The organism is Halobium salinum, from assembly GCF_026586625.1.
Lineage (GTDB): Archaea > Halobacteriota > Halobacteria > Halobacteriales > Haloferacaceae > Halobium > Halobium salinum.
The window spans coordinates 609,556-634,732 of record NZ_JAODIW010000008.1 but is presented as its reverse complement, the minus strand read 5'-3'; the positions used below and the strand labels follow the sequence as shown (position 1 = coordinate 634,732).

Here is a 25,177-nt window from a genome sequence, read left to right as displayed (position 1 = left end):
AACCGTCTCGGCACCTCTCCACGTTCCGTCGCCACTCAGTTCTTGAATCTGAGTTCCTCGTACTGGGTTGCTGTCCGAAGGTCCGTCGTTCCGAGATACCCGTCTATACCTCCGAGAACTGGCGATACGTTTTCCATCCACAGAACGCTTTTACTCGCCCGTAGCGTGGCCACCGTATGACACCGGCCACACCAGCGCCCGAAGACGTGCTGGAGAAGGTCGACGCTCTCGGCCCACCCGGCACCCCGGTGACGACTCCGGAAGTCGCCGACGGGTTCGACTGCACCCAGCGGACCATCTACAACCGATTGGACGCGCTCGTCGACGACGGAATTCTACAGACCAAGAAGGTCGGTGCGAAAAGTCGCGTCTGGTGGCGACCCGTCGACGGTGATGCCCTACGGAACGGTGGCGCTCGTGACCGACTTCACCCGGTCTCACTCCGAGATGGGCAGGCACCCTCGTCTACTGTCGATAGCGAAATGGCCGAGCGTATCCGAGAGTTCGAGTGGGCCAGCACGCCACTTGGTCCGATAGACGAGTGGCCTCCCGAATTGCGGGTCGCCGTCGACATCATGCTGGGGTCCGATGAGGCCATTGGCATCTACTGGGGGACGGACCTCATACTGCTGTACAACGACGCTGCGCGGGAGCAAATCGGGAAGAAACACCCGGATGCACTCGGACGGCCTGCTCGCGAGGTGTTTCCGGAGGCGTGGGAGACGCTCGCTTCGATGCACGAGCAGGTGATGGCCGGGGAGGGAGCAGTTCGAGTCGAAGAGAAGTACCTCCCGCTCGAACGTGGTGAGACAGTGGAGGACGTCTGGTTCGATTCCAGTTTCAACCCTATCCCAGTCGCGGACGGGTCCATCGGTGGAGTGTTCAACGTCTCGGTGGAGGTCACCGGCCGCGTGAAAGCTGAGGCAGCGCTTCAGAAACGCAAACAGGAGACCCAATGGCGCTATCAGACCGTTCTGGACTCGATGGACGAGGGGTTCTTCCTGGCCGACGTGGTCTTCGACAGCGACGGTGAGCCACTCGACATCTTCTATCGAGACTCGAACCCGGCGGCGACCGAGATGGTCGGCGAAGAGTTCGAGGGGCGCTGGCTGACCGAGATCGATACAGACTACGAGGAGTACTTGTACGAGGTGTTCGGCCGCGTCGCCACAACGGGTGAGGACGAGCGACACGAACTGTACACCGAGCCGGACGGCATCTGGTACGACTTCTACGTGTTCAGGCCCGAGGGGGCGGGGCCCCGACGGGTGGCCGTCGTCTTTCAGGACGTTACCGAGCGAAAGGAGACCGAAACAGCGTTACGTACGAGCGAAAAGCGGCTTCGACTCGCGACCGACATCGCGAACGTCGCTGTCTTCGAGTGGAATCTCGAGACGGGTCTCGTGAGTGGAAACGAGCGAATGAACGAGCTGTTCGGATACGACGAGGACGAGACTATCGTCGGCCCAGCGTTGCTCGAGGAGCGCGTCCATCCGGACGACCACGAATGGGTCGTCGACCGATTGGAAGAGGTGTTCGAGTCCGAGTCTAGCGGGGACTACGAGTTCGAGTTTAGAGCGACGCGTCCCGACGGGAGCGAACGGTGGGTGCTCACGAACGGCGAGGTGTTCTTCGAGGGAGACGGGGAGGACCGGCGGGCGGTTCGCGTCTTCGGGACTGGTATCGACATCACCGAGCGCAAGGAGATAGAAGAGAAACTCCGCGAGAGCGAGGAACGGCAGTCCTATCTGGTCGAGTTGAACGATGCGCTCCGCTCGCTCACCGATCCGGTAGCGATCCAGGAGGAAGCGTGTCGCGTCTTGGGCGAGCATCTCGACGTCAAGCGAGCGCAGTACGGCGAGCTCGATCTCGACCGAGCGGTCATCGACATCACGCGAGACTACTACCGGGGCGGACAAGACGTCGACGAGCTCCCGAGTCTCGTGGGTGAATACCACTTCGACGACTTTCCGGCGCACGCGGAAGCGTGGCTCGGTCGTCGCTCGCTCATCGTAAACGACGCGGAACGTGACCCCGCGTTGAGCGAGAGTGAACGGACCGGGATGGCCCAACGCGGGGTTCGTGCCACGCTGTCGACTCCCCTGGTCAAAAACGGCGAGCCGGCGGTGGTCATGGCGGTGACCAGTTCCGTGCCCCGGGAGTGGACTGAGGCGGACATCGCCTTGCTCGAAGAGACGGTCGACCGGACCTGGGAGGCAGTCCAGCGGGCACAGGCCGAAGAGAAACTCGCTGCCGAACTGGAGGCAATGAAGCAACTCCAGGAGGTCAGCACCCGGTCGATCCAGCACGACGACGGTGATGGCCTGTACGAATCGGTTCTCGACACCGGTATGGACCTCGTGGACGCCGAGTTCGGGACGATACAGCGACTCGACCCCCAGGCGCGCGAACTCGACATGTTCGCCTACCGGGGATTCTCGGGAGAGATGATCGCGCACTGGGACCGGGTCGGTGTCGAAACGTCGAGCAGTTGTGCGAGAGCCCTGCAGACGGAGGAGCGCGTCGTCGTTCCGGACGTCCAGTCGTGCGAGTTCATCGAAGACGGCGACGACCTCGAAGCCTTCAACCGGGCCGGAATCCGATCGGTGCAGTCCACGCCGCTGGTCTCGCGAAGCGGAGAGCTACTCGGAATGTTCTCGACTCACTGGGCGGACACGCACGAGCCGTCCGAGCGAGACCTCCACTTACTGGACGTGATCTCCCGGCAGGTCGCCGACCTCATGCAGCAGCGGGCGGCCTACGAGGCTCTCGAGGAGAGTGAGAAGAAATATCGCTCGCTGTTCGAGGAGATCGACGAAGGGTTCGCCCTCTGTGAACTCGTTCGTGACGCCGACGGAACGGTTAGTGATCTGCAGTATCTCGAGCTGAACGAAGCCTTCGAGGAGCTGACCGGCGTCGGTCGGACCGACGCGGAAGGGCGGCTCTTGACGGAGGTGTTCCCCGGACAGGACGAGTCCCTCTTCGAGCAGTGCCGAGGAGTCGTCGAGACGGGCGAGCCCGAGCGTGTCGAGACCTACGTCCCCGCGAACGACCGGTGGTACGACGTGCGCCTATTCCCCCGCGAGGGGGACGTGATCGCCGCGCTGTACGACGACATCACCGAGCGCAAGCGCCGAGAGAAGCACGAACAGTTCCTGCTCGAACTCAGCGACCAGCTACACACACTCACCACCGAGCAGGAGATCGGGGAGGCCTGTACGCGACTGCTCGCCGAGGAGTTGGGACTCGACAGGGCCTACTTCGTCCGGTTCGACGCCGACGCCGAAGAGGCGCTGGTCGGGCCGGAGTACCATTCTTCCACCCTTGACCCGGTCAGCGGCCTGTACCCGTTCTCGGCCTTTCCAGAAGCCATCCAACAGATCGGGACGGAGACGCCCGTATACCACGACGTCGCGAACGATTCGACGCTCCCCGAGGCAGAACGGCAGGCGCTCCTCGAACTCGATTTCGGTGCCTGGATCGGCGCGCCGATCCGGACCGACGAGGAAGGTGTAGACTGGGCGTTGTACGCGGTTTACAGCGATTCACACGACTGGACCGTCGCCGAAATATCACTGCTAGAGGAGGTAGCGGACCGTACTTGGACGGTGGTGGAACGCGCCCGCGCCGAGCAGGCGCTGACTCGCTCCAATCAGTCCCTCGAACGACTCAACGACGTGAGTCGTCAGCTGATCGACGCCGACCCGGAGACGATCAGCGAGAGGGTGGCTCAACTCGTCGTCGATGTCCTCGACGTCGAGTACGCAGCGCTCTGGAGGTACGACGCGCGGACTGGCGACATCGAACTGGACACCGAACACGCGGTCCCCGGAACCGACTTCGATGCGATTCGTCCGGCGGAGGTCTCCCACGGGCAGGTCTGGGAGACGTTCGTCGGTGACGAACTCAACGTCGAGAATGCGCTCGACATCGCTGACGGTGACCCGTGGCCGTCGGGGCTGGGAAGTCGAGTGTTCGCGCCGTTAGGCCGGCACGGCGTGGTCTGTGTTGGCTCGGAGGACTCCGAGACGTTCGACACTCGGCTCCTCGACCTCCTGCAGATGGTCGTCTCCACCGTCAAGACCACGTGGGATCGCGCCGACAGCGAGCAGGAGCTAGCACAACGGAACGAGGAGCTGACCCGGCTCGACCGCCTCAACACGCTCATTCGGGCAATCGACCAAGGACTCGTGAGGGCCAGTACTGTCGATGAAATCGACGAAGCGGTCTGTAATCAACTGGCGGGCTCGGAACTGTTCGGGTTCGCGTGGATCGGCGACTACGACGCGGGGACGGAGTCGGTCGAACCGCGAGCGTGGGCGGGTATCGAGAGCCACCGGCTGGAAACACTCATCGACGCGTCACACTCGTCGACGCCAGAGACGAACCCGTTCACGGCCACTGTCCGGAGCGGCGAGATGCAGACCGTCTCCGACATCGCAACGGACAGTCGGGCAGCGGATTGGCGGAAGTTGGCGCTCGAAGGGGGTGCACGCTCGCTTGTCGCGGTCCCGCTCTCGTACCGGGGGTCGGTTTTCGGCGTTCTGGTGGTGTACGGACGGACCCCACAGCCCGACGAGCGCGAAACCGAGGTGTTGGCGGAGCTCGGGCAGACCATCGCTCACGCCATCACTGCGACCGAGACTGCAACGACGCGGCAGACGGACACGGTGGTCGAACTCACGCTTCGGTTCCCGGAGGCGAACACACCGCTCTGCCAGCTCTCGCGCCGCGCCGAATGCGTAATCGAATTCGAGGGACTCGTCTCTCGCTCGGACGGCGAACCGGACGTGTTCTTCACGGTGAGCGAGACGTCGGCGGAGAGGGTCCGCTCCGTCGCCGAGCAGCTCCTCGTGTTCGATACTGTACAGACAGTTCTAGAGCGTGCGGACGAGACGCTGTTCAAGGCTCGGGTGGTCGAGCCGACGATCGCCTCACGACTGGTCGCTGGCGGTGCGGTGGTCCGCTCGCTCACGGTCGACGCGGGGACTGCGACGGCCGTCGTCGATCTCTCGAGTTCCGTCGAAGTCGGTGCGCTCCTCGACGACCTACGTACGTTCTATCCCGAGCTCGAGCTTCTCACACGCAGGACTCGTCAGCGGGTGCCTTCGACCCAGCAGACGATCTCGGCCGTGATCGGTGCTGAACTGACCGACAGACAGCGAGAAGTCCTCCAGACGGCCTACCGGAGCGGGTTCTTCGAGTCCCCGCGTGTGAACTCGGCGACGGACGTCACCGAGCTCTTGGACATCTCTCAGTCGACGTTCTCGTATCACTTGCGAGAAGCCGAGCGAAAGCTCTGTGAGTTCCTCTTCGACGAGACCACTCCCGCCGAGTCAGAAGGGACGGAGCCGAATTCGTCGTAGCGAGTCGACAGCCAGTTTCCCATCATCACGATACACGGTAGTTCCGACTCCGATATTCTAGAACGAACGCTTTCGCCTCACGCACTACTCTCGGTACTCAGCTCACCCTGGGAATCAGCTAAAACCACCCGGCTGGTACCGTCCCGAACCATCGCTCAGAGAACCCAATGAAAATGAGGACATCAGATACGGAACATCCGACCGAGTTGACCGCCAAGGAACGAGAAACCCTTCGACGTGCGCTCGAACTCGGCTACTTCGACGACCCGAGAGCGGCATCGTTAGTCGACGTCGCCGACGACCTCGACCAACCGACAGTCGATGTCTCCCGGACGATACGGAAGGGGATACGTGCGGCCCTGTTGGGAACGGACGTTCTTGCCGCTCCGCCGGCCACCATCATGACAGACGGGAGTGAGACACCCCGTCACCTCGATAGGATGTTCGACGTACTCGGACACCCGTATCGTCGCCGTATCCTCTTACTCGTAAGTGAGCACAATCCTCGTGACGAAGACGAGTTCTCCGTCGACGAGTTGGCGACCGAGGACGACGACCTCGAGATGCTCACCGACGAACTGTACCGAATACATCTCCCGAAGTTAGCCGACGCAGGCTACATCGAGTGGAACGAAGACACCGAAACGATTCGACGGGGGCCGAACTTCGAGGACATCGCGCCACTGCTTCGGTTGATGCACGACCATCGGGACGAACTTCCCAGCGGATGGCCGTGAACACACCATCTCTCACAGCAGATGTAGTCGGCCTCGACGTAGTGCTGGGGACCCGAAGAAGCCGATGACAGTCACAGTCACGTTGACCGTGTCGGCGGACGAGTTCGTGTTCGGACAGTTGCTGGCTGACAACCCCGAAACGACGGTCCACATCGAACGCGTAGTTCCCTTGGGCAACGTCGTCTCACCGTTCATCTGGGTCTCGGGGGACGACTCGGACGGTATCGGCTACAGGCTCGTCTCGGACCCCGACGTCGTCGACGCCGAGAAACTCGTCACGGGGAACGACGAGTCGTTGTACCGCATCGAGTTTCGCGAAGAGGTCGGCGGCCTCATCGAGTGCCTGGTCGAGACGGAGGCGACGGTTCTCGAAGCCGTCGGTCGGAACGACGAATGGCGGTTCGTGACTCGCTTCGCAGACCACGAACTGGCGTCGGAGTTTCAACAACGAGCGACCGACCGAGGAATCTCGCTGGACGTCAGGTCGATTCACAATCCGGCGGTGCCGCCGACAGAAGGTAGGGAGACCAAGCTCACGCCGCCCCAGCGGGAAGCACTCGTGCGAGCCTACAGCGCCGGCTATTTCAAAGTTCCACGTAGGGCGTCTTTGACCTCCCTCGCAGAGGAGATGGGTATCTCGGACTCGGCGCTCTCCCAGCGCCTTCGACGCGGAATCGAACGCCTCGTCGAGGCGGACGTGTTCGAGACGGATTCGGACCGATACTGACGACCACAGCGAGTGCTCTTTCGGGTCAGAGTTCCACGAATGTGGGCAGAGACGATTCGGACCCGAGGGAGCCGATAGCGACGTTCCTCTCGTATCCGAGGTCGTCATACTCGACTCGTTAGGAACGACGTTTATGCGACAAGCTATCTAATAAATAGCAATGACCTCCAAAGCACCGCAGACCAAGGAGGAGTTCGCCGAGCGAATAGAAGCCCTCATTCACGGCGCAGAGTCGAACGGCCTCGACATCGAAGGAGGGTACGTACTTCGATCAACGAATGGCGACTACGACTGGGATATGGAACTCTTCCCGGTCGTCAAAGAGAAGAAGTGACGGAGTGTCGACGGAGAGTTTTCACCGAGTTCCGTATTAGCTCGATCCCGGTGGTGAATACGCTCTCTGTGCGTTTCACGCGACTGTTGTCCGGTAGTCGATATTACGATAGAGGTAACGAGAAGTGACGGCCGGCCTGTACCTGATTCACAGCGATTTCACTAGTTACACTCTTACCGTAGGCTCCGTTACTTTCACTCGACGATGTCGATCGACCGGGAAACCTTCGAGAACACGAGCGAAGACGAACTCACGGAACTCTCCGTTCCGGACCAGGTTCTCGGATTCCTCGTCGCACACGATGACCGTGCGTTCCAAGCACGCGAGATCGCAGCCCAGACGGACCCCGACGAGAGCGCAGTAAGTACCGCACTGACTCGGCTGAAGGGACGCGGCCTCGTCGAACACAAGGCGACCTACTGGGCCGTAACGACCGACGACGACCGACTTCGGTCGTACAGTGGCTACGAACGCGCGACGGCGCTCTACAACGAACGGCTCGGCCGTGAGAACAAGGACGAGTGGCAGGAACACGCCCCTGAAGAGCCACATCCGAGTCTGGAGGATACGGAGTGACGGACGAAGAGCCGTCCCCGACTTACGAACCCGGTGATGTCGTCTACGGTGACGACCCGTTCAAAGGTGGAGAAGCTGCTCGTCCGTGGCTCGTCGTCTCGAATCACGAGGGACAGCCGTTTCACGGCGACCAGTACATCGCGCTGACCCTGACGACGAAGACGTGGCACGAGGACTTCATCGAGATTCCCGAAGCGAGTTGGGTTCGCGGTGGAACGCCTGCCGAGAGTCGCGTCGTCCCGTGGAGCGTCCAGTCGATTGGAAGTGGGGACATCGACCACTGGCAAGGAACACTGGACGATTCGGTCGTCGACGACGCGGTTCAGTCGCTCATCGACTACCTCGGCTGATGCTACGCTGTACAGCACCTGAGTAGCACTCGGCTGCATGCCTTGCACAGCAATGCTTACACTCTTTGCCGGGAAAACGGTCCTCTAGGTAGCCGCGAGCACGGGTCGGCTGTACCCGTCCGGTTCCGAACACGTCTCGCCTCATAACCGAGTGGTCGATGGTTCGAATCCGTCAGGGCTCATGTGAGTGTCCCGAGCGACAGCGAGGGACCGAACTGCACGACCTGAGGATTCGAAGCAGGGAGTGAAGCGAACGAAGTGAGCGGAACGACCGAGGTTCGAATCCGTAGGGCCTATGTGAGTGCCCCGAGCTGTCACTACATTGGATAATTGGATAAAAAGAGAGTGCAAAGTACTGTGCCGAGTGCTCTCGGGCTCGGCTCCGGGTGCCCCCCGTCGATTTCGCTCTCGACCTCGCGTCCACGTTCGATGCGACGGTTCACGTCGTTCATGTCGTCGACAAGGGAAGATTCACCACGCACGGAGCATCGACGCACACCTGGAAGAGTGCGGCCGACGAAGTTGACGCTCGGGGGCGAGACCTCGTAGATGCGTCGGGAGCCGTGGCCGGAGTCGACTCTCACGTCTCGCGTTCGGGAGTGTCGCCGAACGCGTCGTCCGGTCGTCCGCGATTCCGGTGCTGAGCGTCCGGGGTCGACCTGAGCAGTAGCCGCCACGTGTCGGAGGCGGGCCCGAACCACCTGTCGTCTGTCTAGTTTATTCACTCAGCGGTCGTCTATAGGGCATGAAGAGCTTCCGAGTCGGGACTATCTCGGGAATCCCGATTTACATCAACCTCACCCTCTTGCTGTTCCTCCCAGTCATCGGGTGGCTGATTACGCGACCCGACCAACTCGGGTTCTACGCGGCGCTCGTCTCGTTGCTGTCGCCGTACACTATCGACCCGGCAGCGTTAGCCACGAACGGTGGGCTCCTCTTCGTCGGCGTCGTCGGGGCACTGGGGCTGTTCGCGGGCGTCCTCCTGCACGAACTCGGTCACGCTCTCACGGCGAGACGTTTCCGCGTCGAGACGTCGATGATCACGCTGTGGATCTTCGGCGGACTCGCACACATCAAGGAGCTTCCGGAAAACTGGGACGCGGAGTTCTGGATCGCCCTCGCCGGGCCGGTCACGAGCGTCCTGCTCGGAGTCGCGTGTCTCGTCTCGCTGCGGTTCGTCCCCGAGTCGCTCCCGATGGTGGCGTTCGTCCTCGGTTGGCTCGGGCTGGTCAACCTCACGCTCGCGGTGTTCAACATGATCCCCGCGTTCCCAATGGACGGCGGCCGAATCCTCCGCGCGTTGCTCGCACGGTCACGTCCATACGTCGTCGCGACGAGTATCGCGACCAGCGTCGCGAAGGTGTTCGCGCTGTTCATGGCCATCTTCGGCGTGTTCACGTTCAACGTCATCCTCGTGCTGGTCGCGATGTTCGTGTACGTCGCAGCGACCAGCGAATCCCGTACGACCGTCGTCCGCGAACTCCTTCGGGGCGTGAAGGTATCTGACCTCATGACTCGCGAGGTCAAGACCATCGACGCGGAGCTGACAATCGCAGAGTTAGTCGACCGGATGCTCGCCGAACGTCACACCGGTTACCCCGTTGTCGACCGGGACGGCGATATCCTCGGGCTCGCCACCATCGACCACGTCCGGTCGGTGCCCGCCCACGAGCGGTACTTCAAGTCGGTTCGTGACGTGATGGACCGTGAACCAGCCACCATCGACGCTGACGCCGACGCCTTCGACGTGCTGATGCGGTTCTCCGAAAATCGGACCAACCGTGCGCTGGTGACCGAGGACGACCGACTAATCGGTATCGTCACGCAGACGGACCTCACCGAGGCACTCGAAGTCATCGAGGGTATCCGGGGCCGCGACCCGAAGGGGCTCGCACGCGGCGGGTTCGCCTGATCCGGAGAGCACGTCCCGTGTGAGAATACTACAGCAGGCCGAGTACCCACCGGGTCGAATTGATCAGCACGAGGACGACTCCTTTGAGGCAACCGAGTCGACCCCTGGTCCCGAGGAGGACTGCCGTCAACATCGAGAGCCCCAGCAACCACGCCGTGGTCCCGATAGCGGTGTCGACGACCGAGAGCGGGGTTATTAGGAGTCGGCGAGACGGGCGACGGAGACAGCCGACTCGACGAGGAAATGCGCGCTACCGACGACGCCGAGGCCCACGAACAACGAGACGAACGCCCACTGTACCGACTTCCTTGGTGCCGGTCCCCCTCGTGGTCGTCACCGGCGGTCCCTCCCGACCCGAAGAGCAACGCGGTGAGGTACCCTCCGAAGTAGAGCAGCAGGACGAGACCTACGAGACGGGTGGGCCGGAGGTCGAGGAGGAACACCAGCACCAACGCGGGCGACCCGACCATCACGGCGCCGTCACGGTGGACTACGTGACCGGAGCTCCGAACCTCGACGGCAGCCGCGATGCCTCCGAGGACGATGCCGATGTTGAAGAGATTCGAGCCGACGACGTCGGCGACGGCGATGTAACCGGTTCCGACCAATGCGACGTCCACGCCGACCGCGACCTCCGGGGCGGACGTCCCGAGTGCGACGACGGTGAGTCCGACGACGAGTTCCGAGAGGCCGAAGTGGCGCGCCTTGGGCGCCGCGTCGTTGACGAAACGTTCCGCACCGGCCCAGAGTGCCCCTACGCTGAGCGCGAAGACGACTAGGCAGGGAGAGTTCCGTCGACCATCGTCCCTTCGCTCTCACGGAACCGACGAGTCAGTTAGCCAGCCAGCAACCGTTCCAACGCGTCGTGGGCCTCGTCGTCACCGACGACGACCAGTACGTCGCCAGCCTCGATACCGAACCCGGCGTCCGGGTTCGAGAACGTCTGTCTGCTCCGCCGGATGGCGAGGACTGTGGCGCCGGTTTCGCTCCGAATGTCGGCCTCGCCGATGGTTCGACCGGCGACGGGGGCGTTGGCGGCGACTTCGACCCACTCGACGGCCGCGTCTTGGAGCGCGTTCTCGAACGTCTCGTCGACGGGCTCGAAGTAGCTCCCGTCGAAGATTTCGGCGATAGTTCTGGCCTGTCGCTCGGTGGCCTCGAACAGGCGCTCTTTCTCGTCGTCTGGATGCGGCCGCCAGTAGACGTCCTGATTCCCTTCGTTGTGGATGACGACCACGAGTTCCCCGCCACCCTCGAACTCGACGGTGAACCGGTCCCCGACGCCCGGAAGCTGCGTCTCGAAGACTCTCATCGTACACCCTCCGGGTGCAGTTTCTCCGGACACGTCTCGACGAAGTCCGGGAGCGTGACCGACGCCTCCGGCTCGAGCTTGACGACGGCGCCAGTTACGTCCGAGAGGTAGATGTGGACCGCCATTGCCCGTTCGTGGCGGGCGATGAAACACTCCGCTTCGCCGAGGTGGGAGTACACGTCTTCGACGTGCCGACGGTTGAACACCGCCATCGACCGGTCGATAATGGTGTCGGGCTGGTGACCGGTGAGTTCCGTCTCGAGGTGTTCGCGGATGTACTGGACTTTGTAGGAGTGGCTCCTGCTGTTGAAGGAGGCGACCCACCGGAGTTGGTCGTCGTGCTCCTCTCGGAGCCAGTCGACGGGTGTGGCGTACTGCGGCTTCGACATGCTAGTGTGTCGTCGGACGAAGACAAAAACCGGTGGGAGAATTCGCTCGTCGGTTTCGGGGGCCACACAACCACTGCTCTCACTATCGGTTCCAAGGAGCACTCGGTTGCATGCCTTCCACAGCAATGCTCAGTACTTGCCGGCAAAACGCCACTCTAGGTAGCCATGAGCACGGGTCGGCTGTACCCGTCCGGTTCCGAACACGTCTCGCCTCATAATCGAGTGGTCGATGGTTCGAATCCGTCAGGGCCCGTGTGAGTGCCCCGAGCGACAGCGAAGGGCCGAACCCTACGTGCTGCGGATTCGAACCAGGGAGTGGAGCGAACGAAGTGAGCGGAACGACCGAGGTTCGAATCCGTCAGGGCCTATCCGAAGCGCCGAGCGACGGCGAGGCGCTGGGTTGTACCCGCCCGGTGGCCACTCCCCTCTCGGTCCGCCTCGTCTGTCGACCGTGGGCGGCCCTGTGTCGTCTCCGACTCGTCGTCTTCCCGTTCGGACTCGCCGAACAGATACAGGTACACCTGTGCCCAGAGCGGGCACGCCTCCGACGCTCCCGGCTCGGCATCGTCTTGGACGCCTCCGAAGGATGCTACTCCCGGTCGCCTTCACCTTCGGACGCTATCTCGCGGGCGCGTTCGAGAACCGCGTCGTCGTCGAGGTGCGTGAGCAGTCGCTTCTGGGCTCGTCTGCGGCGTCGTTCGACCTCCTCGTCGGAGATGTACGCCGCGAACCGGCGGTCGATCTGCTCCTCGCGCAGCGCCGCCCACCGCTCGTCGTCGAGGTCGTGGTCCTCGGGCCGTTGTCCGTCGGCGTACTCACGCCACCGGTCCCGGTCCGCCCACTCGGGGTTGAGTTCGGCCTCCTTGCGCACCCAGTCGTGGTGGGTGTCGAACGGGTCGAAGTAGCCACGTTCGCGGCGCACGTCGTCGACGAGGGTCAATCCGACCCGCGCGCCGCGGCCCGCCGCGACGATGGCCTGGCGGTCGGCCTCCGCGGACGGCGAGGCGACGTACAGCCCCTCTACGGGCGTCGTCCCGTCGGCGTCGGGGTACGACCGGTCGAACTGCTCGTACTCCTCGCCGTCGTGTTCGGACGACTCGAACATCTCGTCGCCGTCGAGTGGCCGGAGATACTCGCCGTCGTAGCGCGTCGCGGCGACGACCCGCGCGGCAGTGACGGCCTCGCCCTCCTGTGGCTCGACGAGGAACCCACCGTCGCCGCCGTCACGGTCACCGTCGCCGTCGACTCGCGTGACCGACTCTACGAGGTCGGGGGCGACCGCACAGCCGGCTTCTTCGGCGTGGTCGTGTAGCAGGCCGTACAGCGTCTCGATGTCGATGCCCGCCGGGAAGCCGAGGTAGTTCTCGAGGTGGGCACACCGCTGGAGCGACGAACGCCCCCGGTCGAAGATGGCGGTGTCGAGCCCGTATCGGGCGGTGAAGACGCCGGCCGAACAGCCGGCGGGGCCGCCACCCACGACGACGACGTCGTAGTCGAACCCGTTGCGCTCACTCCGGGATGCTGGGGTACTCACGGGTCAGACGCCTCCGCTTACGCTTTCTGTGACCCGATTCGAGTCGCACAGTTGCTCTTCGACCCCGTACAGCGCGCCGGCGAGCCGCTGGGTGAACACGTCCTTTTGGCTGGCCTAAAACGACATAGTAGTACCGGATTTTAGGCGGACCGAAAAGCTTCGAGGGGGTGTCGTAGCCGGGTCCGACTGCGGTGTGCACTCCGGGGTCAGGACCGTCTGGCGTGCGGCCGTACGACCGCTCCGACGGTGGCCGCTCGTTCAGCGGTCCGGGGCCGACGATGGCCGTCGTGGTCACGCCGGGAGCGAGAAGTAGCACAGGTCGGTCGGGTCGACCGGCCCGTCGTGCTCCGTGAGCATGTGCCGGTAGACGCGGGTCCGGTGTACGTCGTTGCCGCTGGCCCGGAGGCGACCGCGCGGTCGAGGGCCTCGTGGGGGCGACGCCCGTCAGTCGCTACCTCGACGGACTCCCGCCGGCCGACGCCGAACTCGATCTCTTCGCCCGGCAGGTCGAGGTCGCGAAGGGGCCGGACTACCCAGACAAACACCCCGTCCGCCACGCCGACGTGTACGACCACGCGCTCGACCTCAACGGTCGCGGCGTGCTCCCGAAACTCCGCGGCGACCGACTCGTCGACGACGCTTGCGGGAGCGACGCGCCGGCCGCCGCGGACTGACCGCACCTGTCGAGCCGACTGCCCCGACCTCCGCCGACTCAGCGCGAGGCGACGACCAGTCCGACCGCGACGAGCAGGAGCAGTCCCGTCACGGAGAGCCCCCCGAGCGGCGCCCCCTCGACGACTGATTTGAACCCCCGCCAGTACGCGGTCTCGAACGCCAGCCACCCGCCGACCGGGACGCCGGCGACGACCGCGACCGCGACGGCGCCGAGGGCGCCCGCGGTGGCTGTGGCAGGTGTGGCGGCTGTGTTCCCTCGTCGGGTCGACGGCGAGCGGTCGCGTTCGGACATCGACCGGTCGATGGACCACGTCGTCTGGTGAACGTTTCGGTTCGAGAGCCGTGCCGGTCCGGCGAGTGTCGTCGGCTCTCGACCGCCGCGTGTCGGCCGGAGACGCCGGTCCCCGAGCGCGGACTGCGAACCGGCAACAGGTCTTTGGTTCGACGGGCGGTACTACGTGTCAATGGTACCCCGCACGACCCTGCCGAGGGAGGCATCCGTACCGTGAACGGCCGCGACCTCTCGACACCCCTCGTCGTCGGTCTCGTCCTCCTCTCCGCGCTCGTCACCGGCGCGGTCATCGTCGACGGGCCACTGCTCGGCTCGACGTCGCCGACGCCCGGTGATTCGAACGACTCGGCGACGACCGGGGACTCGGCCGTCGGTGAATCTACGGACGACTCCGGGGGGTCGGACGGTGACGGTGGAGCGACCGACGAGAGCGACGCCGGCGACGGTGACACGACCGGCGGAACCGACGCCGGCGCCAGCGGCGAAGCGCCCGCCACCGAGTCGGAGTCGGGGCCCACCACCGACGGCGGAGACGCCACGACCGACGCCGAGACCGGAACGCCGGAGCCGGCGGATTTCCGGTTCGACGTGGACCGCGTCGAGGACTGTGGCACCACCTGCCGGGACGTGACCCTCTCGGTGCGCAACCGGGGTGGCACCGACGCGGAGAACGTCGAGATGGCGGTTCGGCTCCTCGCCGACGGCGACGAGGTGTGGCGGGGGACCCAGCCGTTCGACCGGGTCGAGGCCGGGGAGTCGCGTACGGTGACGCGCCGAGTCGAAATCGGCTACTTCGACGGCGCCCGCATCCAGGCCAACGACGGATACGTGACCATCGAGACGACCATCACCTGGGACGGCGGCCGGCAGTCGTTCTCCGAGCGGCGGAAAGTGGCGTAGGCCGCCGCCGTATTCCGAAATCCTTTTTGCTCCTATCGTCGTCGGTGAGAGTGCGCGCCGCCTTAGCTCAGACTGGGAGAGCACTCGACTGAAGATCGAGCTGTCCCCGGTTCAAATCCGGGAGGCGGCATTTTCCCGCGAACCAGTGAGGGAGCGACGCGACCGAGCTGCGAGCGGTGAAAATGATCCGTGACCGGATTTGAATCAGGGAGCGAGCGCCAGCGAGCGACCGCGGTTCAAATCCGGGAGCGGCACTTCTCTGACTCCGACCGGCGAGCGTGGCGAGCCGTCTGAACCGGGAGTGCTGCGCGAGCGGATTTGAACCAGCGAGCGGACCGACCGTGGTTCAGAATCCGGGAGACAGCATCCTTCTACGGCCGACATCGTGAACGAGCGAAGCGAGTGAACCGTTGGCCGGGGAGACGTAAACCCCCGACCGGATTTGAATCGGGGAGTGAGGCGGGCACCAGCGAGCGATTCGTCTCCGAAGGGGGTCCTCGCGCCGAGAGGACGGACGGAGACCCACCTTTCAACCCTTTGGGGCCCCGACGGGGTGGCGTGACACTCGACATCGGACTCGTCGGGGCCGGGGGTATGATGGAGGTCCACCGCTCGAACCTCGTCGACCACGACGCGAACGTCGTCGGCGTCTGCTCGCGCACCGAGGAGAGTGCGGCAGCGATGGCGGGGCCGCACGACGCGCCGGCCTTCACCGACCACGAGCGGCTCTACGATGAGACCGCGCCGGACGCGGTCCTCATCGCCGTCCCGCCGTTCGCGCACACGGGCCAGGAGCTGTCGGCGGCGGAACGCGGCATCGACTTCCTCGTCGAGAAGCCGCTCGCCCTCTCGCGGGAGTACGCCCGCGAGGTCGCCGCGGCCGTCGGGGACGCAGGAGTCGTCACGCAGGTCGGTCACCAGTTCCGCTACGCCGACGTCGTCGAGCGCGCGGTCGACCTCGTCGAGGACCGGACCCTCGGGCTCGTGGAGGGACGGTGGGTCGACGCGGTCGCCCCGCTCCCGTGGTGGACACAGAAAGGCGAGTCGGGCGGTCAGCTCGTCGAGCAGTCGACCCACGTGTTCGACCTGATTCGGCACTTCGTGGGCGACGTGTCGGAGGTCTCGGCGTACGGTGGGCAGCGCGTCGTCACGGACGATATCGACTTCGCGGACTCCTCCGTCGCGGCGATGCGCCACGAGAGCGGGGCCGTCAGTCAGGTCGCGTCGACGTCCGCGTCGCCGGAGAAGGACGTGAGCCTCGAGTTGGCCGGCGAGGGCTGCCGGCTCGAACTCGATCTGGCCGCGCACACGCTCCGGGGGAGCGTCGACGGCGAGTCGGTCGAACAGCAGGCGGCAGAGACGCACTACGCGGACCAGCTCGGAGCGTTCCTCGACGCCGTGGAGGCGGGAGAGCCGTCGCGCCCCCGGTCGCCGTATCACGACGCCCTCCGGACGTTCGAACTGACCCTCGACGTCGACGCCGCCCTCGACGGGTCGTGAGCCCCGCCGACCACACTCGGGACGGCGTCGACTCGTCGCCGAGGCTCGGCAGACGTGGCTCCGAACTCCACGGGGGACCGTTCGGGACGCGACACGGCCGAGCGGCTCTCGCCGTCGGAGGCAGGGTTCGTCCGCAAAACTCGCACGATAAACCGTTACCACCGTAAATACAGCCAGTACGCTTTCACCCGCGACGGCAGAAGCGTCGAACTCCGACCCTACCGATGAGTGCCTACCCAGACGTTCGAGAAGACGACGTGTTGCGCGTGCCCGCGACGGACGCCGAGCGAGTCGAACTCCGCTTCGCCCCGCTCCTCGCACGCGACGAGTTCGACCCCGACGAGTGGCGTCGCGAGGACCTGTCCCCGGTCGCGGACGCGACCGACTGGTACGAACTGGACCTGACCGACCTCGACCTCACGGACGGGCGCTACGAGTACGAGTTCGTCGTCCACCGCGAGGGAGAGGACGACCCGACCGTCGCTCCCGACCCCTTCGCCGAGGAACTGACCGAGTTCCGGGGGCGTCGGGGGACGTTCCGCGTCAGGGACGGCGAGCGGTTCCGCCCCCCGTTCTCGTGGGACGACGAACTCCCCGAGGACGGCGACCTCCCTGCCAACCACGAGATGGTAATCTACGAGTTGCCGCTGCGCTGGGCGACTTCGGTGTCGGGCGAGCACCGTCGGGACGTCCCCGACGGCGACGTGCAGGCCCTCCTGACCGACCACCTCGACCGCATCGCCGACCTCGGCGTCAACGCCATCGAGCTGCTCCCCATCCAGGACGCGCCGGTGAGCATCAACTGGGGGTACGGCTCGCGCTTCTTCTTCGCGCCGGACCTCGACTTCGGCGGCCCGGTCGACGTGAAGTACCTCGTGAAGGAGTGTCACCGCCGCGGGATTCGCGTCCTGATGGACGTGGTGCCGAACCACGCGACCGACTCCCCGCTGGAGTCGCTGGCGGGAGACCGCTTCTTCCTCCACCCCGACGAGGACCCCGACCGACCACAGTGGGGCGGGCGGCGCTTCGACTTCGACGCGGAGGTGGACGGCTACTTCCCTGCCCGGGAGTTTCTCGTCGAGATGGCCGAGTTCTGGGTCGAGGAGTACCACGTCGATGGGTTCCGCGTCGACGAGTACAAAGGGATGGCCCACCCCGAGTTCGTCCAGGAGTTCCGGGACCGCGTCCGGACGGCCCACGAGGAGGCGTTTCCGGACCGGCCGTTCGTCGTCATCGCGGAGGACTCGTGGGGCCGGACCGACATCGTCCACGACCGCGAGGAGAACCCCGACGGGCGCAGCGTCGTCGACAGCATGTGGAACTTCGACTTCCGCGACGAGGCGCGACGGCTGCTGTTCGACGATGTCGACACGGACGTAGAGGAGCCGACCCGGACCGACCGAGTCGAGGCGCTCGTCTCCGGCGACCGGACGTGGGACGAGATGGACCGCGAGTTCGAGGCCGGGTTCGAAGACCTCTCGATGGCGGTCAACTACCTCACCTCCCACGACATGGGCGAACCGGGCGAACAGCGCCTGATGAACCACTTCCTCGGGGAGGTCGTTCGCGAGGAGGGACTCGGCGACGGCTCCGTCGAGAACGTCGGCTACCTTGTCGACGACCTCGTCGCCGCCGGCGACGGGGTGCGCATCGACGCCCACACGGAGGCGGTCGACCGCCTCCGCGGGTCGTTCGCCCTCCTCCTGACGAGCGTCGGCGTCCCGATGTTCCTCGCCGGCGAGGAGTTCGGCGAGCTCCACGACCTCGACTACACCGACTGGCAGGCGAAGATGGAAGACCCCATTCGCTGGCACCGCGCCGAGTACCCGGGCCACGCCGAGCTCCGAGAGGCGGTGGCCGACCTCGTCGACCTCCGCACCTCGACGGCGGCGCTCCAGCGCAACGAGGTCGAGTGTTTCCACACCGACCCGACCCTCGACGACGAGGACGGCGAGCGCGTGTTCGCCTACTGTCGAACCGGCGGGGCCGACCTCGGCGAACCCAGTGACGAAGGTGAGAGCGAAGCCGAGGCAGAGCAGGTCGTCGTCGTCGCCAACGTGGGGCCCCGAGGCTACGACGACTACGAGCTCCCCTGGCACTGGGGCGACGAAGACGACGTGACCGAGGTCGGGGGGCCGATTCGAGAGTCGACGGCCGCGTTCGACGCCGACGAGGGGACGGCGACCCTCTCGCTCGCCCCCTTCGGCGTGCGCGTGTTCTCGGTGTGAGAAGGCCGAGAGGGTTCGGACGACGCTCGCCCGGGATTCGCCCGTCTCGTCGACGTTCGGTCCCGGGTCCGGCCCGCCGCTTCAGTCGTTCGCGGGCTCGCCCGACCGTGGTTCCCGGGCGTCGGCGGCCGTCGTCCCGGACGGTGCACGGTCGGTCTTCCGGCGCTCGGTGCCGTCGCCCCCCTCGTCGTCACCTTCGACCCGGCCCTCGACGACGACGCCCATCCCGTCCGCCGGTCCGCGTTCGGGGAAGAGGGTGATGCGTTCGAGGGCGACACCGTCGTCGCCACCGACTAGCGCGTCGCCGAACTCGAGGTCGTCGACGTGTCCTTCGAGCGAGACGTGCGTCGGTCGGTCCGCCGTGCGGCCGCGGTCACAGGTGACCGAGTCCCAGTTCGTGTCCACACGTGACCTGCGGAGCGTCGGACACATCAATCGGGGCCGCGTTCGCAACGACTGCGAACGCGACGGTGGCGACAAGCGTCATGGGGCTGGGCCGGGTTGACGAGCACAGCAGGATGGACCCCGACCCCCAGTCAGTCGTCGAGTCTATCGACAGCGAGGACGCGCGCGAAATCCTCGCCCTGGCGTCCCGGGAGCCGATGTCCGTCGACGAGTTCGAGGCGGAGGTCGGCGTGTCGCTCGCGACAGTGTACCGACGCACCGACGAACTCACCGGGCAGGGGTTCCTCGAAGAGCGGACCGAGGTGGCCGACGACGGGGACCACTACAGCTCCTACGAGACCAGCCTCCACCGAATCACGTTCACCGTCGAGGACGGGGAGTTCCGAGTGGACGTCGAGGTCCGCCGGGACGACGATAAGTTCGCCAGGCTGTGGCGGTCGCTCGGAGGGTCGTCGTGACGACACACGCCGGTCAGTCCCCGGAGCTGTGGGCGTTCGTCGCCTCGAACCTGCTCACGTTCCTCGTGGGCGCCGGCCTCTCCGCCGTCGCGTATCGGGCCTACCGCCGCGAACGGGCCCGAGCGCTGCTGCTCGCGGCCGGCGGCTTCGCGTGTCTCACGCTCGGAACCGTCGTCGAGGCCACCTACGAGCTTCTTCTCAACCCCGGTTCGCACGCCGTCGGCCGCGAACTGTTCCTCCTGCGGACCGTCGAGGGCGTCACTATCGCGGTCGGGTTGGCACTCCTCGTGCTCTCCGTCCGCTGGATGTGAGAGCCGAGGGCGGCGAACCACGACGCGAGCCCGTTAGTACTCGACGACCGCGACGAGGATGCCCAGCGTTTGACCGACGCCGACAGCCACGAGCGCGGCGACCGGTGCGACGCCGACGGCGAACGCGACGGCGCCGACGCCGGAGAGCGCGCCGCCCAGCGTGTAGAGCGACGCCCGCTCCGCCGCCGGGAGGACACGTCCGGTGTACAGGAGCGCGAGCGCGGGAAGGAGCATCCAGCCGAGCACCGTGAGTCGAGCGAGGCTCTCGTCCCCGACCGCGAGCGCGTAGGTACCGACGAGCGTGACACCGAATCCGACGACGATGACGCCCAACCAGGCTCGGAGCACGAGGTGGTCGCGCATGTCGTCCCACGAGAGGACGGCGAAGGCGAGGAGCAGCACGTCCATGACGACGTGGCCGGCGAGCACCGTCCGGACGGCGAGGAGTTCGAGGTGTGCGGCGGTCGCGAACGTCCACGCGAGCGGGACGAGACCGGCGGGCGCCGTCTCGCGAAGCCTACGGAGCATGTCCCCCCTCCTCGGCGCGCGACCAAGAGCGTGGGTGTCGTGCCGTCCGGGGACTCCCGTTTCGGTTCCGGCCTCGATGCTTGGGACCCGTCACGCGGTCGAACTCACCAACCGGCCGTCGAACGGCCTTATCTCTCGGGAGTGCTAAACTCTATCATAGGGTGTGCGTTGCGCCCGGAGACGACCATGGCAGTCCTGCATCGGGAGAAACACGTCGCGGGAGAGTCGCCGTTCGAGACGCGGTGGGCCTGGCGGGGCGGTGCCGTCGCGGGGTTCGTCGCCGCGCTGGTGATGGGTGTCGCCATCAGTCTCGTCCAACTGGAGACGCTCAGGGTCGCCATCGCCGGTCTGTACGGGTTCGAGGGGAGCCTGCTCGCCGGGTGGGCGGTCCACCTCGTTCACGGGACGTTGTTCGGCCTGCTGTTCGCCGCGACCCTCGCCGACCCCGGGCTGTTCCGCGTGAGCGACTGGTTCTGGAAGACGGTGTTCGCGGGCGTCGTCTACGGACTCGTGCTCGCGGTGTTCGCGGCGGGGACCATCATGCCCATCTGGCTCGACGCCGTCGGCCTCTCGACTCAGACGATTCCGAACGTCACCGCCTCCCTGCTCGCGTGGCATCTCATCTACGGCGCAGTGCTCGGGGGCACCTTCTACTTCCTCGAAGGGCTGTGATTTGCCTGACCCAAAGCAATTTATATTTGACAGTAAGTGGAGAGGACAACAACTGCTGGCTCGGCGGTTTCCAGGAGGATAAGCGGTCGTTGCGGACCGATAGGGAGTTGGAACCGGTGACCCGACCGAATTACGAGTGCGGAACCCGCGGAACGGAACCCGCCGCGGTCCTACCTCCGAGGTAGCGCGTCTCGCACAAGCCTTATACCTCGTCCTCTGCTGTGTTCAAGAGCAATGGCGAAAGGGAAGGTTGACTTCTTCAACGACACTGGCGGCTACGGTTTCATCTCGACGGACGATGCGGACGATGACGTGTTCTTCCACATGGAAGACGTCGGCGGTCCGGACCTCGAAGAGGGGCAGGAAGTCGAGTTCGACATCGAGCAGGCCGACAAGGGCCCGCGCGCGACGAACCTGCAGCGTCTGTAAACACGTCTCGACGCCGCATCCGCGGCCGACGGACCCCACGATTTTAGCGAGAACCTGACCCGATAGCGACCGCTGTCGTCGCCGGTCGGACGGACTCACGCCTCGAGTGGCATCCATCCCGGCCGCGAGTCGCCTCATCCGGTCGCCGTCTCCCAGACGGTGTTGCGGTCCTCTATCACGCTCCCGCCGGCCCCGAAGAGCCGGTACGTGACGTCGACGGCCTCGAAGGCGAGACCGACGACCTCGACCGGACCACTGCCTTCGACGGTCGACACGTCGTGTGACACGACCAGCACGTTGGAGAGGAGAACGGTCAGGTAGTCGACTCGGCTCTCTCCCACCGGGGCGGCGGCGCTGAGTCGCACGTCCTCCCGTATCACGGTTCCGTCCACGAAGCGACGCATCAACTCCGTCGTCGACCGGTCGACGTACTTCGTGGCCAACAGGGTATCGTACTCCGGTTTGCTCAATCGGCCCGTACCGGCGTCGACAGCTCTTCGCATCCCCCAACTCCACGCGAGGACGTCGATCTCGTCTCTGTGGGCGCTGTCCGTCGACTCCCCCGGAACGTCGGGCACGTCGAGGAAGTACCCCGTGCTGTTCTGTCCGATCTGTAGTCCCGTGCCACCGACGGGAAGCGCCGCGGAGCGGCCCGTGCCGCCGCCGGGAGCCCCCCGGACGGGAGTCGCGAGCCCCGTGGCCGCGGTCGCACCGCCGGTGTACACCATGAACTCTCGCCGGGTGGGTGTCTCGATTGTCACGAGGAGAGAAGGCGACGGAGAGAAATAAGCGCTCCACGGGATTATGGGTCTTCTGTCGCCCGGAACGCGCTCCAGGGCGGTCTGTACGGACTGACCGTTCGCCACCGGGTGATACGCCCGTTGACATGCACAGACCAATCCCGCAAGGGTTATCCGTGTACTCCGATTGTATCCAGAGGCAATGGCGAAAGGGAAGGTTGACTTCTTCAACGACACTGGCGGCTACGGTTTCATCTCGACGGACGATGCGGACGAGGACGTGTTCTTCCACATGGAGGACGTCGGCGGTCCGGACCTCGAAGAGGGTCAGGAAGTCGAGTTCGACATCGAGCAGGCCGACAAGGGCCCGCGCGCGACGAACCTGCAGCGCCTGTAAGGCGCTCACCGCCCGAATCGGCACCGAACGAACTCCCGTTTTCTTTCGAACCGACCGGCAAGCGACGGCTTCGGTCGACCCAGCCGACGATGCCCGCCGAGTCCTCGGTCGACGACGCTCACCGAGGCCCGCCTCTCGTCGCCGACCCACCGCCGACACGTCCTACCGAGCCCCTCCCGGCCTTCTCCCCGCTCGTCTCGGTCGTTCGGCCGTTTCCTGCTGCCACCGCGGTCTCGGCCGTTCGGCGCCGAAAGGGCTCGGGTGTTCGGTACCGCCCGCCGGCAGCCAGGTTGCGTTCGGTTACCCGACCGCGCCTTCGGGCCCTCGACGCTCGAATCCGCGGTAACGGCTCCATACCGACGTGAACGGTGAGACCGCTTTTTATCCGCACCGCTCGTTTCGGTGTCCATGACTGTCGTCACACTGAGCATGGAGGTCGAGCTTGCGTGGGGGGTCCACGACATGGACGAGGAACGAATCAGTCCGGGCCGCCGGGCCGAGTCCGAGTTCTTCGACCGCCTGCTGGCGCGCTGTGACGAGGCGGGCGTCCCGTTCAGCTTCGACGTGGTCGGCCACCTGTTCGAGGCGTCCTGTGACGGGACCCACGGCGACCACTGCTCGCCCGACTGGTTCGACGCCGACCCCGGGACCGACGCCGAACGGAACCCGGAGTTCTACGCGCCGGACATGGTCCGGGCGATGACCGCCACCGACGTCGACCACGAAATCTGCACGCACTCGTACTCACACATCGACTGCAGTCGGTTCGACGCCGACACCGTCCGACGCGACCTCGAACTCGCACAGGCGGTTCACGAGCGCGACCTCGGCGAGCGCACCGTCTCGTTCGTCCCGCCGCGTCACCACACGCCGCCGACCGACGCCCTCCGCGCGGCCGGCATTGAGATCGTCCGGATGGCCCGCACGCCCCCCGAGCAGTCGCCGCTGCGGACGTTCTCCGACCACCTGTTCGGCACCCACGATGGGATGTCGCTCGAGTACCGCGACGGAATCGTGTTCACCTACTGTTCGAAGCGGGCCTCGCTCATCTCCTCGCTCCTCCCGAAGGGACAGGAGGAGACACACCCCGCACTCCGGTATCTTCCCCTCTCGACCAGCCAGCGCCAGCGTCACCACCTCGGGACGCTCAGGCGGAGCGTCGAGGAGGCTATCGAGACCGGCGAACCGCTCCACCTCTGGTGTCACCTCCACGACATGGCCAACGAGGAGCAGTGGGTCGGCATCGCGGCGTTCCTCGGGTGGCTGGGAGAACAGGCCGACGCCGGTCGCATCGAACTGCTGACCATGGAAGAGCTGAACGAGCGCGCCCGCGACGGTCGGCTCCCGGTCAGGCTGACGGGCGACGACGCGGCGACCGGTTCGGACGGGACGCCGACCCGTCTCGCCGAACGGACCGTCGACACCGCCGGCGAGGAGCTGCGGCGCACCGCGACCGACGGGGGGACGGACTCATGAACGGGACAGAAGTCACGAACGAGACGACCGAGGGGGACGGGACCGCCCACGTGCGCTCGGTCCACCTCCTCCTCCCGGGGGAGACGCTCCCGGGGTGGGCCGCCGCCGCCGTCGAGCGGATGGTGGCCGAGACGGACGCGACCGTCACGCACCTCGTCATCAGCGAGGCGGAGCACGACCGGTCGGTCGTCGACTCGCTCCGTCGCGTGAAGAAGCTCCGCGAGTGGGCGCCGGTCGCGGCGGCCCACAGCGTCCTCGACGAGGACCGCTCGGGTGGCTCGGTCCACGTCGACGAGATTCCGGCGCTCGCGGGGGCGACGCGGACCTACTGCGAGCCGGTGCCTCGCGAGTCCTTCGGCAACGACCTCCCCGAGTTCGCCGTCGAGGAGCTACGCGAGGCCGACATCGCGATTCGCTTCGGTTTCGGCATCCTGCTCGGTGACGCGCTGTCGGCGCCGACACACGGCGTGCTCAGCTACCACCACGGCGACCTGACGAAGTATCGCGGCCAGCCGATGGGGTTCTGGGAGTACGTCCGCGGCGAGGACACCGCCGGCGTCACCGTCCAGCGGCTCAACGAGACGCTCGACGGCGGGGAGATAGTCGTCCTCGAACAGGTCGCCATCGACGACGCCGACACCTGGCCGGAGGTGCGCCGCCGCCTCTTCGAGCGCTCCGAAGGGATGCTCGCACAGGCCGTCCGAAACGTCGAGGACCCGTCGGTGTCGCCGCTCGAACCGGACGAGCTGGGTGACCTCTACACCCTGCCCAAGGGCCGCCCCGTCGCCACCTACCTGCTCAAGACGGCGCGTGGGTTGGTCCGCCGACAGCTACGCGCGCTCCGGACGGGTCGGCGCCGCTCGCCGGTGAAGAACTGAGCGCGCTCGAGCGGTCGGTTTCCCTTCTCCTTCGTCTTCTCTTTTCGCTCC

25 protein-coding genes, 1 tRNA gene and 3 pseudogenes are annotated in these 25,177 nt (G+C 65.7%); 21 read left to right on the top strand and 8 right to left on the bottom strand.

Going from position 1 to position 25,177, the window contains the following annotated elements; translation table 11 throughout:
• Positions 1-176 precede the first annotated feature (176 nt).
• The 9 genes and pseudogenes from N5095_RS15365 (at position 177) to N5095_RS15330 (ending at position 10,002) form a co-directional block, all read left to right on the top strand.
• A complete protein-coding gene (locus N5095_RS15365) occupies positions 177-5,366 on the top strand; it encodes a GAF domain-containing protein (RefSeq protein ID WP_267623867.1) in 5,190 nt (1,729 codons plus the stop codon).
• Between the two features lie 167 nt (positions 5,367-5,533).
• Positions 5,534-5,698 (top strand): annotated as a pseudogene (locus N5095_RS15360) (helix-turn-helix domain-containing protein); the annotation flags it as partial.
• A gap of 69 nt (positions 5,699-5,767) precedes the next feature.
• A complete protein-coding gene (locus N5095_RS15355) occupies positions 5,768-6,103 on the top strand; it encodes a DUF7344 domain-containing protein (RefSeq protein ID WP_267624506.1) in 336 nt (111 codons plus the stop codon).
• Between the two features lie 64 nt (positions 6,104-6,167).
• Positions 6,168-6,830 carry a helix-turn-helix domain-containing protein gene (locus N5095_RS15350; protein ID WP_267623866.1) on the top strand — a complete coding sequence of 221 codons (663 nt, stop codon included), beginning with the start codon at positions 6,168-6,170 and terminating at the stop codon, positions 6,828-6,830.
• A gap of 160 nt (positions 6,831-6,990) precedes the next feature.
• Complete coding sequence (locus tag N5095_RS15345) at positions 6,991-7,164, top strand: hypothetical protein (protein WP_267623865.1); 174 nt, start codon at positions 6,991-6,993, stop codon at positions 7,162-7,164.
• Between the two features lie 204 nt (positions 7,165-7,368).
• On the top strand, positions 7,369-7,740 hold the full coding sequence (locus N5095_RS15340) for a MarR family transcriptional regulator (RefSeq protein WP_267623864.1): 372 nt from the start codon (positions 7,369-7,371) through the stop codon (positions 7,738-7,740).
• The gene (locus N5095_RS15335; protein ID WP_267623863.1) at positions 7,737-8,090 is read left to right on the top strand and encodes a type II toxin-antitoxin system PemK/MazF family toxin; all 354 of its coding nucleotides are present in this window, start codon (positions 7,737-7,739) and stop codon (positions 8,088-8,090) included. Before N5095_RS15340 ends, N5095_RS15335 begins: the two co-directional genes overlap by 4 nt.
• A 598-nt stretch (positions 8,091-8,688) precedes the next feature.
• Positions 8,689-8,760 (top strand): annotated as a pseudogene (locus N5095_RS22445) (hypothetical protein); the annotation flags it as partial.
• A 75-nt stretch (positions 8,761-8,835) separates the two neighbouring features.
• A complete protein-coding gene (locus tag N5095_RS15330) occupies positions 8,836-10,002 on the top strand; it encodes a site-2 protease family protein (protein WP_267623861.1) in 1,167 nt (388 codons plus the stop codon).
• 419 nt (positions 10,003-10,421) lie between these two features.
• On the opposite strand, the pseudogene N5095_RS15325 reads toward N5095_RS15330, so the two are convergent.
• From N5095_RS15325 to N5095_RS15310, 4 genes and pseudogenes are all read right to left on the bottom strand, one after another.
• Positions 10,422-10,721 (bottom strand): annotated as a pseudogene (locus tag N5095_RS15325) (sodium:calcium antiporter); the annotation flags it as partial.
• Between the two features lie 116 nt (positions 10,722-10,837).
• A complete protein-coding gene (locus N5095_RS15320; RefSeq protein WP_267623860.1) occupies positions 10,838-11,314 on the bottom strand; it encodes a cation:proton antiporter regulatory subunit in 477 nt (158 codons plus the stop codon).
• Positions 11,311-11,703, bottom strand: a complete 393-nt coding sequence (locus N5095_RS15315) for a DUF7522 family protein (protein ID WP_267623859.1) — start codon at positions 11,701-11,703, stop codon at positions 11,311-11,313. The genes N5095_RS15320 and N5095_RS15315 overlap by 4 nt, the downstream gene beginning before the upstream one ends.
• 589 nt (positions 11,704-12,292) lie before the next feature.
• Positions 12,293-13,237 carry an FAD-dependent oxidoreductase gene (locus N5095_RS15310; protein WP_267623858.1) on the bottom strand — a complete coding sequence of 315 codons (945 nt, stop codon included), beginning with the start codon at positions 13,235-13,237 and terminating at the stop codon, positions 12,293-12,295.
• A gap of 428 nt (positions 13,238-13,665) precedes the next feature.
• Here N5095_RS15310 and N5095_RS15305 point away from each other — a divergent pair, with 428 nt between their 5' ends.
• On the top strand, positions 13,666-13,911 hold the full coding sequence (locus tag N5095_RS15305) for a hypothetical protein (protein WP_267623857.1): 246 nt from the start codon (positions 13,666-13,668) through the stop codon (positions 13,909-13,911).
• Between the two features lie 38 nt (positions 13,912-13,949).
• Here N5095_RS15305 and N5095_RS15300 read toward each other — a convergent pair whose 3' ends face one another.
• Positions 13,950-14,204 carry a hypothetical protein gene (locus N5095_RS15300; RefSeq protein WP_267623856.1) on the bottom strand — a complete coding sequence of 85 codons (255 nt, stop codon included), beginning with the start codon at positions 14,202-14,204 and terminating at the stop codon, positions 13,950-13,952.
• A gap of 213 nt (positions 14,205-14,417) precedes the next feature.
• Between N5095_RS15300 and N5095_RS15295 the strand changes: the two genes are divergently transcribed.
• The 4 genes from N5095_RS15295 (at position 14,418) to N5095_RS15280 (ending at position 18,832) form a co-directional block, all read left to right on the top strand.
• Positions 14,418-15,104 (top strand): hypothetical protein, encoded by a 687-nt coding sequence (locus N5095_RS15295; RefSeq protein ID WP_267623854.1) that lies wholly within the window; start codon positions 14,418-14,420, stop codon positions 15,102-15,104.
• 56 nt (positions 15,105-15,160) lie between these two features.
• Positions 15,161-15,234: transfer RNA gene (locus N5095_RS15290), tRNA-Phe, on the top strand.
• 428 nt (positions 15,235-15,662) lie between these two features.
• Positions 15,663-16,604, top strand: coding sequence for a Gfo/Idh/MocA family protein (locus tag N5095_RS15285; RefSeq protein WP_267623852.1), 942 nt, complete (start codon positions 15,663-15,665; stop codon positions 16,602-16,604).
• Positions 16,605-16,828: 224 nt separating this feature from the next.
• Entirely contained in the window at positions 16,829-18,832 is a 2,004-nt protein-coding gene (locus tag N5095_RS15280; protein WP_267623851.1) for an alpha-amylase family glycosyl hydrolase, read from the top strand.
• An 81-nt stretch (positions 18,833-18,913) separates the two neighbouring features.
• Here N5095_RS15280 and N5095_RS15275 read toward each other — a convergent pair whose 3' ends face one another.
• Positions 18,914-19,237 (bottom strand): hypothetical protein, encoded by a 324-nt coding sequence (locus tag N5095_RS15275; RefSeq protein WP_267623849.1) that lies wholly within the window; start codon positions 19,235-19,237, stop codon positions 18,914-18,916.
• Between the two features lie 113 nt (positions 19,238-19,350).
• On the opposite strand from N5095_RS15275, the gene N5095_RS15270 reads away from it, so the two are divergent.
• Positions 19,351-19,695 (top strand): ArsR/SmtB family transcription factor, encoded by a 345-nt coding sequence (locus N5095_RS15270; protein ID WP_267623847.1) that lies wholly within the window; start codon positions 19,351-19,353, stop codon positions 19,693-19,695.
• The gene (locus N5095_RS15265) at positions 19,692-20,006 is read left to right on the top strand and encodes a DUF7521 family protein (protein ID WP_267623846.1); all 315 of its coding nucleotides are present in this window, start codon (positions 19,692-19,694) and stop codon (positions 20,004-20,006) included. Before N5095_RS15270 ends, N5095_RS15265 begins: the two co-directional genes overlap by 4 nt.
• Positions 20,007-20,039: 33 nt before the next feature.
• Here N5095_RS15265 and N5095_RS15260 read toward each other — a convergent pair whose 3' ends face one another.
• Positions 20,040-20,534: a hypothetical protein gene (locus N5095_RS15260; protein WP_267623844.1), complete on the bottom strand. Its 495-nt coding sequence runs from the start codon at positions 20,532-20,534 to the stop codon at positions 20,040-20,042.
• Positions 20,535-20,720: 186 nt separating this feature from the next.
• On the opposite strand from N5095_RS15260, the gene N5095_RS15255 reads away from it, so the two are divergent.
• Positions 20,721-21,206, top strand: a complete 486-nt coding sequence (locus tag N5095_RS15255) for a histidine kinase (RefSeq protein ID WP_267623843.1) — start codon at positions 20,721-20,723, stop codon at positions 21,204-21,206.
• A 234-nt stretch (positions 21,207-21,440) separates the two neighbouring features.
• Positions 21,441-21,635 (top strand): cold-shock protein, encoded by a 195-nt coding sequence (locus tag N5095_RS15250; RefSeq protein WP_267623841.1) that lies wholly within the window; start codon positions 21,441-21,443, stop codon positions 21,633-21,635.
• 134 nt (positions 21,636-21,769) lie between these two features.
• Here N5095_RS15250 and N5095_RS15245 read toward each other — a convergent pair whose 3' ends face one another.
• Positions 21,770-22,396 (bottom strand): Hcp family type VI secretion system effector, encoded by a 627-nt coding sequence (locus N5095_RS15245; protein WP_267623840.1) that lies wholly within the window; start codon positions 22,394-22,396, stop codon positions 21,770-21,772.
• A gap of 181 nt (positions 22,397-22,577) precedes the next feature.
• Here N5095_RS15245 and N5095_RS15240 point away from each other — a divergent pair, with 181 nt between their 5' ends.
• The 3 genes from N5095_RS15240 (at position 22,578) to N5095_RS15230 (ending at position 25,126) form a co-directional block, all read left to right on the top strand.
• Positions 22,578-22,772, top strand: a complete 195-nt coding sequence (locus N5095_RS15240; protein ID WP_267623839.1) for a cold-shock protein — start codon at positions 22,578-22,580, stop codon at positions 22,770-22,772.
• A 408-nt stretch (positions 22,773-23,180) separates the two neighbouring features.
• Complete coding sequence (locus tag N5095_RS15235; protein WP_267623838.1) at positions 23,181-24,248, top strand: polysaccharide deacetylase family protein; 1,068 nt, start codon at positions 23,181-23,183, stop codon at positions 24,246-24,248.
• Positions 24,245-25,126, top strand: a complete 882-nt coding sequence (locus N5095_RS15230; RefSeq protein WP_267623837.1) for a formyltransferase family protein — start codon at positions 24,245-24,247, stop codon at positions 25,124-25,126. The genes N5095_RS15235 and N5095_RS15230 overlap by 4 nt, the downstream gene beginning before the upstream one ends.
• Positions 25,127-25,177: the final 51 nt, after the last annotated feature.